The organism is Neobacillus pocheonensis, assembly GCF_050477905.1.
GTDB lineage: Bacteria > Bacillota > Bacilli > Bacillales > Cytobacillaceae > Neobacillus > Neobacillus pocheonensis_A.
Genome location: NZ_JBCNAD010000033.1, coordinates 14,646 through 28,697, shown reverse-complemented (window position 1 = coordinate 28,697; position 14,052 = coordinate 14,646). Strand labels below are relative to the sequence as shown.

At 42.7% G+C, this 14,052-nt stretch carries 13 protein-coding genes; 5 read left to right on the top strand and 8 right to left on the bottom strand.

Going from position 1 to position 14,052, the window contains the following annotated elements; translation table 11 throughout:
* Nucleotides 1–36 precede the first annotated feature (36 nt).
* The 4 genes from ABES02_RS18280 to fdhD all read right to left on the bottom strand — a co-directional run bounded on the left by ABES02_RS18280 (nt 37) and on the right by fdhD (nt 5,398).
* Nucleotides 37–750 carry a formate dehydrogenase subunit gamma gene (locus tag ABES02_RS18280; RefSeq protein WP_430137946.1) on the bottom strand — a complete coding sequence of 238 codons (714 nt, stop codon included), beginning with the start codon at nt 748–750 and terminating at the stop codon, nt 37–39.
* Nucleotides 743–1,570 carry a 4Fe-4S dicluster domain-containing protein gene (locus ABES02_RS18275; RefSeq protein ID WP_430137944.1) on the bottom strand — a complete coding sequence of 276 codons (828 nt, stop codon included), beginning with the start codon at nt 1,568–1,570 and terminating at the stop codon, nt 743–745. Before ABES02_RS18275 ends, ABES02_RS18280 begins: the two co-directional genes overlap by 8 nt.
* The gene (fdnG, locus tag ABES02_RS18270) at nt 1,570–4,548 is read right to left on the bottom strand and encodes a formate dehydrogenase-N subunit alpha (protein ID WP_430138357.1); all 2,979 of its coding nucleotides are present in this window, start codon (nt 4,546–4,548) and stop codon (nt 1,570–1,572) included. The genes ABES02_RS18275 and fdnG overlap by 1 nt, the downstream gene beginning before the upstream one ends.
* Nucleotides 4,549–4,639: 91 nt before the next feature.
* On the bottom strand, nt 4,640–5,398 hold the full coding sequence (gene fdhD / locus ABES02_RS18265) for a formate dehydrogenase accessory sulfurtransferase FdhD (RefSeq protein WP_430137942.1): 759 nt from the start codon (nt 5,396–5,398) through the stop codon (nt 4,640–4,642).
* Nucleotides 5,399–5,669: 271 nt separating this feature from the next.
* Here fdhD and pdxK point away from each other — a divergent pair, with 271 nt between their 5' ends.
* The 3 genes from pdxK to bshB2 all read left to right on the top strand — a co-directional run bounded on the left by pdxK (nt 5,670) and on the right by bshB2 (nt 7,693).
* Nucleotides 5,670–6,515, top strand: a complete 846-nt coding sequence (gene pdxK, locus ABES02_RS18260) for a pyridoxine/pyridoxal/pyridoxamine kinase (RefSeq protein WP_430137939.1) — start codon at nt 5,670–5,672, stop codon at nt 6,513–6,515.
* A 135-nt stretch (nt 6,516–6,650) separates the two neighbouring features.
* Entirely contained in the window at nt 6,651–6,998 is a 348-nt protein-coding gene (locus ABES02_RS18255; protein WP_430137936.1) for a YojF family protein, read from the top strand.
* A gap of 23 nt (nt 6,999–7,021) precedes the next feature.
* Nucleotides 7,022–7,693, top strand: a complete 672-nt coding sequence (bshB2, locus tag ABES02_RS18250) for a bacillithiol biosynthesis deacetylase BshB2 (protein ID WP_430138354.1) — start codon at nt 7,022–7,024, stop codon at nt 7,691–7,693.
* Nucleotides 7,694–7,745: 52 nt separating this feature from the next.
* Here bshB2 and ABES02_RS18245 read toward each other — a convergent pair whose 3' ends face one another.
* The 4 genes from ABES02_RS18245 to ABES02_RS18230 form a co-directional block, all read right to left on the bottom strand.
* Nucleotides 7,746–9,143: an amino acid permease gene (locus ABES02_RS18245; protein WP_430137934.1), complete on the bottom strand. Its 1,398-nt coding sequence runs from the start codon at nt 9,141–9,143 to the stop codon at nt 7,746–7,748.
* A 145-nt stretch (nt 9,144–9,288) separates the two neighbouring features.
* Complete coding sequence (locus ABES02_RS18240) at nt 9,289–10,269, bottom strand: L-threonine 3-dehydrogenase (protein WP_430137932.1); 981 nt, start codon at nt 10,267–10,269, stop codon at nt 9,289–9,291.
* 510 nt (nt 10,270–10,779) lie between these two features.
* The gene (locus tag ABES02_RS18235) at nt 10,780–11,004 is read right to left on the bottom strand and encodes a helix-turn-helix domain-containing protein (RefSeq protein WP_430137931.1); all 225 of its coding nucleotides are present in this window, start codon (nt 11,002–11,004) and stop codon (nt 10,780–10,782) included.
* Between the two features lie 25 nt (nt 11,005–11,029).
* A complete protein-coding gene (locus tag ABES02_RS18230; protein WP_430137929.1) occupies nt 11,030–11,446 on the bottom strand; it encodes a Crp/Fnr family transcriptional regulator in 417 nt (138 codons plus the stop codon).
* A gap of 242 nt (nt 11,447–11,688) precedes the next feature.
* Between ABES02_RS18230 and ABES02_RS18225 the strand changes: the two genes are divergently transcribed.
* Together ABES02_RS18225 and nosZ are read left to right on the top strand one after the other, a co-directional pair.
* Nucleotides 11,689–12,129, top strand: a complete 441-nt coding sequence (locus ABES02_RS18225; RefSeq protein WP_430137927.1) for a cytochrome C — start codon at nt 11,689–11,691, stop codon at nt 12,127–12,129.
* A gap of 14 nt (nt 12,130–12,143) precedes the next feature.
* Nucleotides 12,144–14,012 carry a Sec-dependent nitrous-oxide reductase gene (gene nosZ, locus ABES02_RS18220; RefSeq protein ID WP_430137924.1) on the top strand — a complete coding sequence of 623 codons (1,869 nt, stop codon included), beginning with the start codon at nt 12,144–12,146 and terminating at the stop codon, nt 14,010–14,012.
* Nucleotides 14,013–14,052 lie beyond the last annotated feature (40 nt).

Below are 14,052 nucleotides of genomic sequence, written 5' to 3'. Positions count from 1 at the left end.
TGTCTATTTTTCGACAGCCATCCCCCGGAATTAAATTTAAGCGCCTTTTTTCTTTTTATTGGATGGATCATCTAGTTTAGGGAAGTTACCTTTTTTTACTTCTTCTTCATACCATTCTGTGTAGTGGTCCTTTGCCCACCACGCCGGAACCTTGCCAGTCACCACGCCGGAATAGCCTGGTCTTGAGTTTTTGTGGATGACACTAAGATAGATGTGTCCGACAATAACAGCAATCGCTAAACCGAAACCGACGTTATGGAAAAAGTAGCCCCACTGAACAACAGCTCTTGGGAAGTATTCAGAGAACCACATTGGAATTCCTGAACCAAAAATGATCACCGCACACAAGATTTGCAGGATGGAGTTAATTTTTTCACCAGCATTAAAGAAAGTTTGCTTTACATGCTTGAATTTAAAGCCGAACAATTCTTTCACAAACTCTGTAAAAAACTCGATGTCTCTCTTTTTCCAGGTCACAAGCTCTTTCATCCAACGGAAAAAACCTTGACGATCAAAAATCAAATAGATAATCGTCGGTGACACGAACGTAACTGCAAAAATGCGATGAAGCAAACGGGCATTCGCCGGGCCGCCAAGAACAGGATAAAGCCAATCAAAAAACTCGGTATGCATTGGCAGCGCAGTAATATAAAGCGCAAAGAAAGATATCGCATTAATGGCATGAGCCCAGACAAACGCTTTTGAAAAACGCTTTACTTGAACAGTAGAATTTACCTGTTGTTTACTCATGGCTGCCACCTCCATCTTGGTTCTCGCCTTTGCCTTCTTTATTGAATAGCTTGTTCGTGACAAATGCACCGACAAGCGCCATCGTTGTGGCTCCAAGCATCATCTTACCAATTGGCTGGGCATAATCCTTCCAAGCAACCGCTGATGTTGGCACCTTTGGATTTTCTGGTAATCCATAAACGGATGGTTTTTCTGCTAATACATAAATAGTGTGTGTACCACCGACTCCTTGCGGGTTATAAATCTGTGCATTCGGATATCGATCTTTAATTTCACTTAAGCGCTTCTCTGCCTTTTGCAGCATGGCAGCCTTGTTGCCAAATTCCATCGCCCCTGTATGGCAGGTAGTGACGCAGGCAGGCTGTAAGCCTTCATCCAAACGATCGGTACACATCGTGCATTTTTGCGATTTTCTGTACTCTTTGCCATTTTTATCTTTATAGGTCTTTAACGAAATCACTTCAAACGGACAGTTTTGCACGCAGTAGCCACAGCCGACGCACTTGTCTTGGTCGATGATAACAGAGCCATATTTCGTATATCTGATCGCATTTTCTGGGCAAACCTTTTCACAGGCGGCATCCTTACAATGGAAGCAGGAAGAATGGCGGAAAAGATATTCTAAATCGCCTTTGCCATTCTCGTGTTCAATGTACTGAAGGACATTCCATGTATCAGCGCTAGTTTTTGAGTGTGATTGAACGCTTCCTTGGAATGCTGTTGTTTCTGCAGGTAGGTCATTCCAGTTTTTACATGCCACCATACATGCCTTACATCCGTCACATTTGGTTACGTCAACATATTTTACAAATTCAGCCATTAGTCAGCCCTCCTTATGTTGCAAAGGAATGCTTTATATTCCGGAATCATGGTGTTGGCATCCCCAATATGTGGAGTCAGGCGGTTCGCAATATCTCCTGTCGCATATCCTTTAAATCCAAAGTTCCAAGGCATTCCGATTTGATGGACCTTTTTGCCTCTGACTGTAAATGGTTTATAGCGTTTCGTTACCATAGCATAGGCTTTAATTTCGCCGCGGGCAGAGGTAACAATTATTTTGTCTTTATTTTTGATGCCCTTTTCTTTTGCTAGCTCTTCGCTTATTTCCACAAACATGTATCTAGCAATCTCTGAGAGCCACTCTTGGTTACGGGTCATCGATCCTGATTGCCAGTGAGCTTCAACACGATAGGTGGTAGCTACAATCGGGAAGTCTCCCTTGCTGCCCTTTTTGTTAAAGTCGCCGTCATTGATGACAACAGCAGGGTTTAAATCCACTGATGAGAATGCGTTTGGCACAGGACTTTCAAATGGCTCATAATGTTCAGGGAATGGACCTTCATTCATGGTTGGGGCAAACAATAATGCTACGCCATCTTTGTTCATCATGAACGCGCCTGTTCCGCCCGGCTCTGTTGGAGCTGTAACGGCTTTAAAGTCAGGAACATCGTTTCCGACCCATTTCTTCTGAACGGCATCCCACCAGATAACTGCCTTTTCCTTGCTCCATGGTTGACCGCTTGGGTCAGCAGCAGCGCGGTTATAAAGAATACGACGGTTTGCCGGCCAAGCGAAGGACCAGTTCAAGAAGTTTCCGCCGCCTGTATCTTTGCTATCGCGGTTTTTCGATCTATTTTTTCCATCTTCAGGATAGAAGCCAGAATAAATCCAGTTTCCACTCGAAGTTGTTCCATCATCTTTCAGGTCGCCGAAGGTTGCCATCAACTTGCCAGTTGTGAGATTATAGCCGTTGATTTCTTTTGCGACAAGATCCAAATCTGGCGCTTCGCCCGTACCGTAATTCCAATCGAGAGCCAGTAATGGCTTATCTGCTGATTTCGGACTGTTGGCATAAAGCTGTTTAAGCTTAAGTGCAAGTTCATGGATGATATCAAGGTCTGGTCTTGCTTCGCCCCTTGAATCAATTGCTTTCCAGCGGTATTGCATCCAGCGTGAGCTGTTGGAAATACTACCTTCTTTTTCAAAAGAGGCACTAGCTGGAAGCAAGAATACTTCTGTATTAATTTTTGCTGGGTCGCTGCCGGCTTCTTTTTGCCAGAATGCAGATGTTTCAGTTTCCCATAAATCAACTGCTACCAGCCATTTCAAGTTTCCAAGCGCATCTCTTTCCTTGCCGGCATTAGGTCCTCCGACAACAGGGTTTGTTCCCCAAAGGAACGCACCTTCAATCTCCTTGTTGTACATCGCTTTGAACAAGTTAATATGTGAGCTGTTTTTATTTGGTTTAGGTAAGAACTGATAACCAAATTCGTTATCTTTTGTTGCGTTAGCACCGTACCAAGCTTTTAACAAACTGACAACAAATTTCGGTTTGTTGCTCCAGTAACCTGTTGGAGGTGTTTCTTTTTTCAAATAGCCTTCAAGTGTAGCATGCTCAGGAACATTTGCTTTTGGAATAGCAAGATAACCTGTTAAGTTATCCCATAATAAACCAAAGTCAGTTGAGCCTTGAACGTTGGATTCGCCGCGCATCGCGTTGATTCCTCCGCCTGGAAGACCGATGTTGCCCAAAAGGAGCTGGATTATGGCAAACGCACGAACGTTTTGAGAACCGACCGTATGCTGGGTAGTACCCATTGCATATAAAATCGTTCCGGATTTACCCACCTTGCTGGTTTCACAGAAAGTTTTATAAACTTTTAATAAATCCTCTTTTGGTGTGCCTGTTACAGATGCAACTGTATCCACATCATAACGGGAATAATGGTTTTTCATTAATTGGAAAACCGTACGCGGATTTTCCAGCGTTTCATCCTTCACTGGTTTTCCATCTGGAGTTGCTTCAATTGCCCATTTCGTTTTATCATAAACTCGTTTTGCTTCGTCATATCCGGAGAATAAACCATCTTTGAAGTCATATCCTTCTTTTACGATAAAGGAAGCATTCGTATATTTTGCAACATACTCTTTATGAATGAGATTGTTTTCGATCGCATATTTAATCATTCCGCCGATAAATGGAATATCAGTGCCAGAACGAAGCGGCGCATAAATATCAGACACTGCAGATGTCCGTGTAAAACGCGGATCCACGCTGATAATTTTCCCGCCTTTTTCTTTCGCTTTTGTCAGCCATCTAAAGCTGATAGGATGATTTTCAGCAGGGTTTGCTCCCATAATCAAGGCACAATCTGTATTCTGTAAATCATTCCAGTGGTTTGTCATTGCTCCACGACCAAATGTAGGTGCCAGACCGGCAACCGTAGAACTATGTCATATTCGTGCCTGGTGCTCTAAGTAGGTAACACCAAGCCCTCTCATTAATTTTGAAACTAAATACGTTTCTTCATTATCAAGTGCCGCGCCTCCAAGGCTGGCAATCTTTTCGGTTTTATTTACCGTGATACCGTTTTCAACTTCAACAAACGAACTGTCGCGTGTTTCTTTTGCGCGTTTGGCAATGGTGTCAAGCATCCATGCCCAATCTTTTTCTTCCCACTTACTGCTGCCAGGAGCACGATAAAGCGGCTTTGTTAATCGTTTTTCAGATGTATAAAGTTGTCTTAAAGTTGTTCCCTTGCTGCACAACTTACCTTCATTAATCGGGTTATCCGGATCCCCTTCCGTATAGACCACAGTGTTGTTTTTGGTGTGGACGAGAATTCCGCATCCGACACCGCAAAAGCAGCAAATGGTTGGTGTTACAGTAGCTTTGGCAATTTTAAATTCTTTTGTTTTCGCATAAGCCTTATTTTCGTTAAAGCCCAGTTCGACAACAGCAAGTGTTGCAGCGGTTGCGCCTGACAGCTTTAAAAATTGCCGGCGATTTAGGTTCATTTCAACCATTTCGAATCTCCTTCCCAAGATTTGATTAGAATCATCCCATTTATCTTTCTCTCTAAGTCTAAAAAGCTATTTATTCCCCCCTTCAAATTTCTAATGCCAACTCAGACGATACATCGTTTTCAACTCTGCCTGCTGAAGTATAAATCGTTGCCATTTTCCCTCGTAAATAGCCGATTACCTCAATATTTAAATATTTGGCCAGCTGTACGGCCTGCTTGGTGGCGGCTGTACGCGAACCGATAACAGGAAAGCCAAATTTCGCTGCCTTTGAGATCATTTCATATGAAACCCTTCCAGTTGTTAGTAAAAGTAACTGTTCAGGTTGTAAACGCTTTCGAATAGCGTGACCAATAATTTTATCGACCGCATTGTGCCGGCCGATATCTTCACGAATGACCATGCTGCCGTCTTCCTTGATAATACAGGCTCCATGCATGCCGCCAGTCTCAAGATAAAGCTCTGACTTCTGAGCAAATTCACTTCTCTTTTTTAAGAGATAACTAAGTGAATAGGTTTTTTCAGCGGTTATTTTTTCAAAGCTTTTCACATCTGTCATCGAGAAAAACGTGACTCCTCGGCCACAGCCCGCCGTGTAATGCTTCTTTTTCGAGAAAACCTGTTCTCCGTCAAAATCTGTTCGGAGTGAAACGCTGATGCTTCCCATCTCTTCATCAACTAGGATGGCTTCAATATCATTAGCATCCTGAATAAAGCCTTCAGAATACAAATACCCATATGCCCAATCTTCAAGGTCGAATTTTGTTAGCTGAAAAACGGCGATTTCATAGCCGTTAATGGTCAAGGAAATGGGATATTCATCTGGGCAGCCTTTTCGATTCATTGTTTTCCCTCCTATGCGGATTACTTAAATTTAGCCTTTTTGAAATTAAGCTATCAACGATTTTTATCACAGTAAAAAAGCACTCTATCTTTTTACCTTTATCGTACTTTTCCATGACTGGATTGAAAGTAATATTTATCACGCTACGCACGTGTAAATAGTACAAATGGTCCAATTGTCATTTTTCTGTCAACTATTGCCGATTTCTGTTAAATTTTTAGAAGTGATTTATAATATAAAGGAGATTTAGATTGAGGAGGTTGAGTACATAATGGCAATAAAAAAAGTATTAACAATTGCTGGCTCTGATACTAGTGGAGGAGCAGGGATTCAAGCGGACTTGAAAACATTCCAGGAGCTGGGCGTTTATGGGATGACAGCCCTCACCTGTATCGTCACGATGGATCCAAAGAACCATTGGCATCACGAGGTGTTTCCGATTGATGTGAAGATTCTCGAAAAACAGCTGGATACGATTCTTTCGGTGGGGATTGACGCGATGAAAACAGGCATGCTCGGGACGGTTGAAATCATTGAGCTTGCTGCACGAAAAATGGATGAACACAAGTTAGAGCGGGTCGTGATTGACCCGGTTATGGTTTGTAAAGGCGAAGATGAGGTGTTAAATCCGGAAACAGCGGATGCGATGCGCGAACTTCTTCTGCCGCGAGCCTTTGTGGTAACACCGAATCTATTTGAAGCAGGACAGCTTGCCCGGACAGGTACACCACGCACTTTGGATGACATGAAAAACGCCGCTGTGAAAATTCACGAGTTAGGCGCCAAACATGTCCTGATTAAAGGCGGCAGCAAGCTTCAAACAGCGGAAAAATCCCTAGACCTTTTATATGATGGAAAAGAATTCATGATTTACGAGTCGGCAAAGATTGAAACGACCTTTACTCATGGGGCAGGCTGTACGAATTCCTCAGCCGTTACGGCAGGTTTGGCAAAAGGGCAATCGGTTTATGATGCCGTGGATGTGGCGAAGCAGTTTGTTTCGGCAGCGATCGAGCAAGGCTTCCGCTTAAATGAATACGTTGGTCCAACCTGGCACGGTGCCTACCGCAGTGAGGGGGCGGTTACGGAGTATTGCGAGGATTGTGAGGAATTGTAAGGTTGAAAGCCGGCGCTAATCGCCCGGCTTTTTTTATTAAGCATGGATTTCGCATTTTTTAACAAATTTTAGTATGATGGATACATTATTAATGAAAAATAGTCAGTAGGTGTGGAAGGGAAAGGGGTCATTTTTTTGGAAGTAGTTGATATCAAAAGAGTCCAAGAAGCAATTCATCGTTTTGCAAATAAAGATGTCTACATACACCTTGAAACGACAAACGGGGCGTATGCCTCCCATAAGGATCAATCGTTTTTTAATGCCGGCGCCTATATCCGCAATGCCCTTGTCCGTTATGAATTAGGGAAAATTACCGGCAATGGACCCTACCGAGTGGGCTTAAAAATAAACCTCGGCTGGATCTATGCTGAAGGCATTACTCATTTTGAAATAGATGAAGAAAACCATCTCTTATTGGCAGGCCATGACAATGAAGGAAGGCTAGCCGTTGCCTTAGAAATCAGCACTACCCCGTTTGCTTAAGAAAGGTGGAAAGGAGAATGAAGATGGAAAAAGAACGCCACGTCTTGGTCGTTTTCCCTCACCCAGATGATGAGGCTTTTGGTGTATCTGGGACGATTGCTACCCATGTGCAAAATGGAACTCCGGTTACGTATGCTTGCCTAACCTTAGGAGAAATGGGTCGAAACATGGGCAATCCCCCTTTTACCAATCGGGAAAACCTGCCGAAAATCAGAAAAACAGAACTGCAGGAGGCTGCCCGCGTGCTGGGTATTCAGGATCTCCGCATGCTCGGATACCGCGATAAAACCATTGAATTTGAGGATGAAGAGAAGCTGACCCAAAACATGTCTAATTTGATTGCGGAATTAAATCCATCCCTTATCATTACGTTTTATCCAGGCTACTCGGTTCACCCTGACCATGACGCCACCGGTGCGGCCGTCGTGAGGGCTGTTGAAAAACTGCCTGCCGCCGCGCGGCCAAAATTACACTGCGTCGCTTTTTCTAATAATTGCGTCGAGGAGCTTGGCGAGGCCGACATTATCAATAACATTACCCCTGTCGCGAAGCAAAAGCTCGCCGCTATACAGGCACATCGCTCCCAGACTGAGCAGATGTTTAAAGATGTAGAAAAGAAGTTGAAAAACCAAGACCCGCAAATTATGGTGTGGATCAACAATGAGCGGTTTTGGACGTATAAGTTTGCGAACTAATAAAAAATGAAGCTGCCGGCAATAACCGGCAGCTTTTTCATGCAGTTAAAAATTACATTGCCTTCTTCTCTGTCAGATCCTCTGCTTGAAGATCGGCAGGTACACGCTTGTTTATTCCGAAAGCATAAAAACTGATGGCTACAATTGCCAGGAACACCATACCTGCAATCAATGATACTCGAGTATCCTCATTGAACCACATGCCGATAAGCACCGCGATTAGATAACCAATAGTCAGATAGTTCGTGACAGGCGCAAAAGGCATTTTAAATGGATGATTGGCCATTTTTGCCGCATTAACCTTCCTAAATTTGATTTGGCTGATTAGGATGACGAACCAAGGAACCATCCCAGGAAGTACACTTGCCGCATAGACGTACACAAACAGCTTTTCAGGTGCAAGATAACTTAAGATAACGCCAACACCAAGACCGATCAATACGCCAATTGTACCAACTAAAGGCACACCGCTATTTGAAACCTTCGCAAACACTTTAGGAGCTTGTCCATTGACTCCAAGAGTATAAAGCATACGCCCTGCGCTGTAGATACCACTGTTACAGCCAGACATCGCAGCCGTGATCACAACAAAGTTAATAATTCCAGCAGCTGCAGTAATACCGATTTTTGCAAAAGTGGCTACGAACGGGCTTCCTAAAGAAGTCAATTTATCCCAAGGATAAACAGTAACAATTACAAAAATGGCGCCAATATAGAAAACGAGGATACGCCAAATGGTACTTTGAATCGCGTTTCTTAATGTTTTCTGTGGATCTTTCGCTTCACCAGCTGTGATACCGATAAGCTCTACACCTTGATAAGCACCAACAACAAGTGATAGGGCAAAGAGGAATCCTTTTAATCCGCCAGTAAAGAAGCCGCCATTTTTCCAAAGGTTGGATAGACCAATTGCTTCTCCCCCGTTGCCAAGGCCAAAGAAAATCAAGCCGAAACCTGCAATAATCATCAATACAATCGTAACGACTTTAATCAAAGCAAACCAAAATTCAAATTCACCAAAGGATTTAACTGAGATAAAGTTTGCTGTCCCAAGGATAACCATAGCGATAAGACCTGGAATCCATGCAGGAAGATCCGGATACCAATACTGCATGTAGGTGCCGATTGCGATAACTTCCGCCATACCGACCACTACCCACTGGAACCAGTTGCTCCAGGCCGTCATATATCCTGCGATTGGATGGATATACTTATAGCCAAATGTTGCGAATGAACCTGTACTTGGTTCTAAATAGAGCATTTCCCCCATGGCACGCATAATCAAATATAGAAATATTCCTGTTATACCATAAGCTAGCATAACGGATGGACCTGTCCAGCCAATTGTGCTGGAAGATCCCATAAAAAGTCCCACACCAATCGTTCCGCCCAAAGCAATCATCTGAATATGGCGTGAACTTAAACCTCTGCTCAATTCCTTGTTTGCCATTCTATTTCCCCCTCTGTTACAACAAGAATAGTCAATTCCGATAGAGTCCGTCCTGAAGATATAAGTATAGTAATTTTTTTCGATAATGTCCACACGGAAAACACATTTGTGTTTTTATTACGGATGAATTATAATAGATAAGAGTTTAATAGGTTAGTGCAAGCTCCCGAAAAGGAATACCTAATTTTTCGGATAAGTTTTCAAGCATATCTTTAGTCATCCGATCTAGGTCGTAGTGAGGATTGAAATCCCATTCAACGCATGCTGCAGATGCATCAATGCTATTTGGCCATGAGTCAGCAATACTTTGGCGCACCGGGTCAACGTTGTATGAAATTTCAAACTCAGGAATGAACTTCTTAATGGATGCTGCAATTTGTTCTGGCTCAAAGCTCATAGCAGTGATGTTAAAGGCATTGCGGTGCTTCAATCTTGATGGATCTGCTTCCATCAATTGAATGATTGCATCGATAGCATCCGGCATATACATCATGTCCATATAGGTTCCTTTAGCAATGAAAGATGTGTATTTCTTGTTTTTAAGAGCTTCATAGTATATATCTACTGCGTAGTCGGTCGTTCCCCCGCCTGGAAGAGTCTTGTACGAAATCAGTCCAGGGAATCTTACTCCGAGTACATCTACACCGAATTTAGTGAAATAGTAGTCACAAAGCAATTCTCCAGCTACCTTAGTAACACCATACATAGTGGCAGGCCGTTGCACCGTATCCTGAGGTGTCATATCTGCCGGTGTTCCCGGTCCGAAAGCAGCAATGGAGCTTGGTGTAAATAGTTTCAGGTTTAGCTCACGGGATACTTCAAGGGCGTTCATTAGGCCCCCCATATTCAGGTCCCAGGCAAATTTTGGCTTTGCTTCTCCGACAGCTGACAATAAGGCTGCCAAGTGCATAAGAGTGTCAACTTTATATTTTTTGCAAAGGTCTAGCATAGCTTTGTCATCCATAACATCAAGGATTTCAAATATACCGTTTTCAATGACTGGATTGTCTTCCATATGACGAATATCTGTTGCAATAACGTTTTCTGTTCCGTACACTTTCCTTAAACGATGTGTCAATTCAGAACCGATTTGGCCGAGACTGCCGGTAATAAGAATTTTTTTCATATGATGGGACCTCCTGTGGATTTTTTTGAAATCTCTTATATTGAAAGCGATTTCAAGTGAGTGGAAAAAAAAATCGTTTAAAACCATATACAGTTTCCTATAAACAATGACATTCTATTATCCTATCGAAGTATTGTCAATACAATTTAAATAAGTCTAATCATTCAAATATTTACAATAATTTAAACAAGCCAAAAGAGGGCTTCCCAATACTACTGGGAAGCCCTCTTTTTCTTTTTATTTATAATGTTCAAATTCATGATCTTTAGGAAATATTTTATCCAAATAATGTCTAAATAGACAAACTCCTTTGAAAAATAGACAAAGTGCTTAAAAAAATAGACAAACCCTCTGGAAAAATAGTCAATCCATTCAAAAAAATGGACAAAACCACCCTAATAATAGACAAAACTTAAAAACGGCCGAAAACTATCAATAATCCCGCTGCAATAGCGTACAAAAACGACACCAATCCAAAATGATGATTTTCCGCGACTTCAAATCTATCATTTACTCTTTTTTTAGCCGCGAAAATACCCGACTCACACTCTCCCGTGAGGTTCCCACTACGGTCGCAAATTCCTGAACCGTTAACGGAATTTCAATATTCCACCGGTTTACCCCCGTGTTAAACTTCTTCCCAAGCCGCTCCATTGTTTTTACTGTTTTTGCATAAACGTCAAGCAAGGCAACGTCACGTATATGCGACGTCATTTCCCGAAGTGAATCACTCATATAGCGGATCATTTGCATTCGAGAGCTAAGGATACTTGTATAATTCCTGCTCCAATTCCTGCTTTTCCAAAAAGAGCAACTTTCCGTCCTGCAGCATCGTTGCCGTCGCTGGATAGCGTTCTGTCTTTTGCGTAAACAAGCATGCCTCTGCAAAGACATCGCCATTTTGTTTCACACAAACAATGATTTCATTGCCGGTTTCATCCTGTTTCGACAGCTTGACGGCACCGGAATGAACGAAGTAAACACCCTTTGCCACCTGTTCCTCCGAAATCACTTGCTCGCCTTTTTTAAATTCAAGCGTTTGGATTTGGTTTTCGATGACGCGAAGCGACTTTTCCGATAAATTCTTGAAGATGACAATTTTCCGAAGCAGCTCCGACGATTTCACCTCTTTATAAACAGCAAAATGCAGATCCTCTAAGTAATCAACGCGTTGCATTTTTCCACCACCTTTTCTAGATTTCGATATATTTACATCTATTGTAATCTTCTATTCTTGATGATGTAGTGACGAGATTCACAAAACGTTCAATTTTTTAAAACAGCGATTTTCTAAGGGTTTGCTCCCCCTTTCACAAAACGTTCAAAAACGAATCAAATGATGTGACGCACGTCACTATTTTATCGGCCCTTCCAGATTAGGATAAAGTTGTTCATTAGAGATAAAAGGAGGGGGCAAGTATGAAAAAAGCCATTATTACCTTTGTAATCTGCGCGCTCTTAGGCTTCGGTTTAGGATATCTTGTTTTTGGCGTCATCACGGGAGATTCCGAAAAACAGCCGCAAGTGGCACAAGCTGATACAAAGGAAACAGCAACGACAGAAACAACAAAAGAAGAGCCCGCAAAAACTTCTTCAGCAAACGAGGATACCATCCTTAATAAGAAAGGCTGCTTAGGCTGCCACAGCGTAGAGGCTCTAAATTTAAAAGGCGGGGCCGTTGGTCCGGATCTTTCCCAAGCGTTTGTTAATGTGGAAGGCAAGCACGGCAAGCCAATCGAGGAATTCTTGAAAGCGCCTACTTCAGCTGTCATGTCTGGCGTTATCGGTAAAAATCCATTAACAGATGATGAGCTCAAGCAGGTCCTTGACCTTCTGAAGCAAGCATCTGAAGCAAAATAAGGTGGTGTAAAAGAATGAAAAAATGGATTCCAATCGCATCCGGATTACTTGCCGGTTTTGTTGCAGCGACAATATCATTCGCTGACTTCTCGTCCAATGACAAAACAGCAACAGCATCCGGCAGCAACAAGAGCGATGCAGAAAAAGTTTACGTTCCATTTGGTAAAAAAGATGAATACTATTTATTCGCATCTGGCGGACACTCTGGACAAATGTTTATTTACGGTGTTCCATCGATGCGTCAGATCCGTACCGTTCCTGTTTTCTCACCAGATTCGGCGACAGGATATGGCTTTGATGAGCATTCTAAGAAATTAATGGGTGACTATACATGGGGAGACCTTCACCACCCTGCTTTCTCTGAAACAAACGGTGACTATGACGGTAAATTTATGTTTGCGACTGACGTTGGTAACAGCCGTGCAGCCGCCATGGATTTAAAAACCTTTACCGTGAAAGACATTATTCAAGTTCCAAACACAAGCGGCCCGCACTGTGCGGCCTTCGTTACCGAAAATACCGAGTACATGTTCCTGCCAACTCGTTTCGCCGTACCACTTGGTCAAAAGTATGAATCACTTGATGACTACAGCACAAAATACCGCGGCGTAATGTCCGCCGTGACATTTGACCAAAACAAAGAAAAGCTTAATGTTGCTTATCAAGTGGCGCTTCCGCCATGGTCCTATGACCTTTCTGATGCTGGTAAAAAAATCTCCAAGGATTGGGCTGTGTTAACGACCTATAATACGGAAGAAGCCACCACAAACCTTGAAATTAACGCGTCACAAGCAGACCGTGACTATATTGTTCTTTTTAACTGGAAAGAGCTTGAGAAAATGGTCAAGGAAGGCAAGTATGAGGATGTTAACGGCCAAAAAATGATTTACCCTGAAAAACAAAAAGGCGGCATCTATTTAATTCCGGTTGCGAAATCGCCGCACGGTGTTGACGTTACGCCAGACGGCAAACGATTCATCGCCTCAGGCAAGCTTGCACCTACGATGACTGTATTCTCGTTTGAAAAAGCCTTTAAAGCGATCGAAAACAAAGACTTTGCCGGTGAAAGAAACGGGATTCCGATTATCAATTACAAATCCGTCATGGAACGCGAAGTAAACCCAGAAAACGCCCTTGGACCGCTTCATACTCAATTTGATGACAAAGGCATGGCCTATACAACGATGTTCATCTCTTCTGAGGTTGTAAAATGGGATCCAAACACTGGAAAAACATTAGACCGTGTACCTGTTCAATACTCTCCAGGTCACTCTGTTGCTGCTGAAGGCGATACCGTTTCACCTGATGGAAAATACCTTGTAGCGCTTAATAAGATTGCGAAAGACAGCTACTTGTCTGTTGGTCCTTCACACCCTGAGTCCATGCAGTTAATCGACATCAGTGGCAAAATGAAGGTCATCCAATCTGCTCCGGTTAACCCAGAGCCTCACTACGCTCAAATGATTAAAGCAGATAAGATCAAGGCAATTAACGTTTACCCTAAAGATGAAAAGAACAAAGACGCTGTTTATAAAAAGTCTGACGCAAGAATTGTCCGCAATGGCAATAACGTCGATGTATACGGAATTGCGATGCGCTCGAAGTTTATCTTTGATGCGAAAGCAAAACGTCCTGATGTCATTGAAGTCAACGAAGGCGATTATGTCACCATCCATTTAACTAACATTGATTTCGATGAAGATATTACCCACGGCTTTGCCATCAACAGCTATAACTTAAACATGGAAGTACAGCCTGGCCAAACGAATACAATGGAATTTGTCGCGAAAAAAGCTGGAACTTATCCACTTTACTGTTCAAACTTCTGTTCAGCGCTGCACCAGGAAATGACAGGATACTTCCTTGTAAAGCCGAAAAATTAGAAGAAAAGCGGAAGCGCCTTGACCAGGGGTGACAAGCATA

Excerpts from the sequence above, each read along its gene's own strand:
- nosZ (WP_430137924.1), top strand. The coding sequence starts at position 12,144 with ATGAAAAAATGGATTCCAATCGCATCCGGATTACTTGCCGGTTTTGTT.
- ABES02_RS18235 (WP_430137931.1), bottom strand. The coding sequence starts at position 11,004 with ATGAGTGATTCACTTCGGGAAATGACGTCGCATATACGTGACGTTGCC.
- ABES02_RS18245 (WP_430137934.1), bottom strand. The coding sequence starts at position 9,143 with ATGGCAAACAAGGAATTGAGCAGAGGTTTAAGTTCACGCCATATTCAG.
- ABES02_RS18240 (WP_430137932.1), bottom strand. The coding sequence starts at position 10,269 with ATGAAAAAAATTCTTATTACCGGCAGTCTCGGCCAAATCGGTTCTGAA.
- ABES02_RS18280 (WP_430137946.1), bottom strand. The coding sequence starts at position 750 with ATGAGTAAACAACAGGTAAATTCTACTGTTCAAGTAAAGCGTTTTTCA.
- fdhD (WP_430137942.1), bottom strand. The coding sequence starts at position 5,398 with ATGAATCGAAAAGGCTGCCCAGATGAATATCCCATTTCCTTGACCATT.
- ABES02_RS18275 (WP_430137944.1), bottom strand. The coding sequence starts at position 1,570 with ATGGCTGAATTTGTAAAATATGTTGACGTAACCAAATGTGACGGATGT.
- pdxK (WP_430137939.1), top strand. The coding sequence starts at position 5,670 with ATGGCAATAAAAAAAGTATTAACAATTGCTGGCTCTGATACTAGTGGA.
- ABES02_RS18225 (WP_430137927.1), top strand. The coding sequence starts at position 11,689 with ATGAAAAAAGCCATTATTACCTTTGTAATCTGCGCGCTCTTAGGCTTC.
- ABES02_RS18230 (WP_430137929.1), bottom strand. The coding sequence starts at position 11,446 with ATGCAACGCGTTGATTACTTAGAGGATCTGCATTTTGCTGTTTATAAA.
- bshB2 (WP_430138354.1), top strand. The coding sequence starts at position 7,022 with ATGGAAAAAGAACGCCACGTCTTGGTCGTTTTCCCTCACCCAGATGAT.